The organism is Hymenobacter lapidiphilus (genome assembly GCF_013377885.1).
GTDB classification, from domain to species: domain Bacteria; phylum Bacteroidota; class Bacteroidia; order Cytophagales; family Hymenobacteraceae; genus Hymenobacter; species Hymenobacter lapidiphilus.
This window is the reverse complement of sequence record NZ_JABKAU010000119.1, coordinates 1-297: the sequence shown is the minus strand read 5'-3', so window position 1 is coordinate 297 and position 297 is coordinate 1. Positions and strand designations below refer to the sequence as shown.

Genomic DNA, 297 nt, shown 5'->3' with positions numbered 1-297 from the left:
GGAGCTAAAAAGTAGCCCACGCCCTTCTTGCTAGCACAGTGCTGAAGTACAAGAGCGTGCCCCAAAAAACGGCGTTGGGAAGCACATACAGAAACAAGTGCTCCTTGACATTGAAGGGCGCCCCTAAAAAGAAGAAAATGGCTCTCTCAAACGGCGTGAGCTGATGTCCCCAAGACCAAGCCATGCCAAAAAAGGCCGCGAGCAGTACAAGAACAACATACAGCGCCGAGAAAAGCCCAATGAAAAGCGCGAATTTCTTCATGTTTGATTCGGTGTCAGTATCCTAGTTAGTCCACA

At 49.2% G+C, this 297-nt stretch carries 1 protein-coding gene; it reads right to left on the bottom strand.

Annotation, left to right across the window (positions count from 1 at the left end; genetic code table 11):
• Positions 1-4 precede the first annotated feature (4 nt).
• Positions 5-262: a hypothetical protein gene (locus tag HW554_RS20375; protein ID WP_176910361.1), complete on the bottom strand. Its 258-nt coding sequence runs from the start codon at positions 260-262 to the stop codon at positions 5-7.
• Positions 263-297 lie beyond the last annotated feature (35 nt).

Coding starts and splice junctions, on each gene's coding strand:
- HW554_RS20375 (WP_176910361.1), bottom strand. CDS start 262: ATGAAGAAATTCGCGCTTTTCATTGGGCTTTTCTCGGCGCTGTATGTT.